Origin of the sequence: Actinoplanes sp. NPDC048791, from assembly GCF_040650095.1 — a bacterium.
GTDB lineage: Bacteria > Actinomycetota > Actinomycetes > Mycobacteriales > Micromonosporaceae > Actinoplanes.
This window is the reverse complement of record NZ_JBEZGQ010001410.1, coordinates 1-1,734: the sequence shown is the minus strand read 5'-3', so window position 1 is coordinate 1,734 and position 1,734 is coordinate 1. Positions and strand designations below refer to the sequence as shown.

Here is a 1,734-nt window from a genome sequence, read left to right as displayed (position 1 = left end):
CGCCGGCCGGTGGCCAGCCCGGCCCCGGCCAGCCCGTGCCCGGCCAGCCCTACGGGGACCCGGCGCAGCAGGGCTTCGGTGGCCCGGCCGCCTTCCCGCCCGAGCCCAAGAAGAAGAGCGCGTTCGGCCGGATCGCGCTGCGCATCCTCGGCGCCATCGTCGTGTTCGTCATCATCGCCGTGGCTCGCGAGGCCTTCTTCGGCGACAAGGCCAAGGACGCCGCCGTCGGTGACTGCGTCGCCTCCTCCGAGGACGTGAAGGTCGACGAGGAGACCGAGGCCGACGCCAAGGTCGTCGACTGCAGCTCGGCCGACGCCGCGTTCACCGTGGTCGGCCGGGTCGACGGCGAGAGCAACACCAGCAGCAAGTCCTGCGAGAAGTTCTTCAAGGAGAACGAGGAGTACTTCGTCTACGGCAGCACCGCCGGCAAGGGCTACCTGCTCTGCCTGCGCCCGAAGGCCTGACCCACCCCGGTACGGCGGGAGCCCCACCCCGGCTGCTCCCGCCGTCCCGCGCAGTGCTGTGCTGGAGCCGTGCCCAGCCGTACCCCTGAAGACGTCGCCCAGCACGCGGCCGCCGCGCCCGACCTGCCGGTCCTCGACGCCGGCGTCGCCGATTGCTTCGCCTGCCCGCGCCTGGTCGCCTGGCGTGAGGAGGCCGCCCGGGTCAAACGGGCCTCGTTCCGTGACCAGACCTACTGGGCCCGCCCGATCCCGGGGTTCGGGCCCGGTGACGCGAGCATCGCCATCCTCGGTCTCGCCCCGGCCGCCCACGGTGGCAACCGCACCGGCCGCATCTTCACCGGTGACCGTTCCGGCGATGTCCTCTTCGCCGCGCTGCACCGGGCCGGGCTGGCCAACCAGCCGACCAGCGTCGCGGCCGACGACGGCCTGGCGGTGCGGCACACCCGGATCTTCGCCGCCGTCCGCTGCGCCCCGCCGGACAACAAACCGCTGCCGGTCGAACGGGACACCTGCGCGCCGTGGCTGCACCGCGAGCTCAATCTGATCCGGCCCACGCTGCGCGTCGTCATCGCGCTCGGCGCCTTCGCCTGGGCGGCGTGGTGGCCCGCGATGACCGCTGTCTATGGCCTGCGGCCGCCGGTCCCGCGTCCCGCCTTCGGCCACGGTGCCCAGGTCAGCCAGCCCGGCGTACCCGAGTTGCTGGGCTGTTACCACGTTTCCCAGCAGAACACGTTCACCGGCCGGCTCACCCCCGCCATGCTCGACGACGTCCTCGGCCGTGCCAAAGACCTGGCGGGCCTGGCATGATGCGGACTCTGCCGATTTTCCGCCGTGCACGGACGACCTAAGGCCGGGAGTGTTGGATCTCGCCGCACTGCGTCGCTGGTGGCCGCTGGCCGCCGTCCTCGCGCTGCTCTTTCTCGCCTCGCTGGCGGCCACCCGTTCGGCTCCCCAGCTGGACCGGTTCGAGCCCGACGCCCCGCCCAGCATCGAGGCCGCACCGCTGCTGCCGCCCTCGCTGGAAGCCCGCGCCGAGCCCTCGCAGGAGCCGTCGAAGGCCGGCGGTGACCTGCCCGACTGGACCGGCACCGTCGCCCTGGTGATCCTCGGCATCGTCGGCGTCATCGTGATCGGCCTGGTCGTCTGGGCGCTGCTGCGCCAGACGCTGAGCCGCCGCGGCAACCGCAAGGGCCGCCGGGAGCCGCGCCGGCCGGAGGCGCGCACCGCCGAGGACCTGGTCGCGGCCCTGGACGCCGGCCTGGGGCTGATC

2 protein-coding genes and 1 pseudogene are annotated in these 1,734 nt (G+C 73.4%); all 3 read left to right on the top strand.

The genetic code is table 11. From position 1 onward, the window contains the following. The coding region (locus tag AB0C29_RS46885; RefSeq protein ID WP_360834657.1) for a hypothetical protein at positions 1-464 on the top strand (464 nt) is incomplete at its 5' end. Between the two features lie 69 nt (positions 465-533). After that, positions 534-1,271 (top strand): uracil-DNA glycosylase, encoded by a 738-nt coding sequence (locus AB0C29_RS46880; RefSeq protein ID WP_360834655.1) that lies wholly within the window; start codon positions 534-536, stop codon positions 1,269-1,271. A gap of 52 nt (positions 1,272-1,323) precedes the next feature. After that, positions 1,324-1,734: pseudogene (locus tag AB0C29_RS46875) on the top strand (DUF4129 domain-containing protein); the annotation flags it as partial.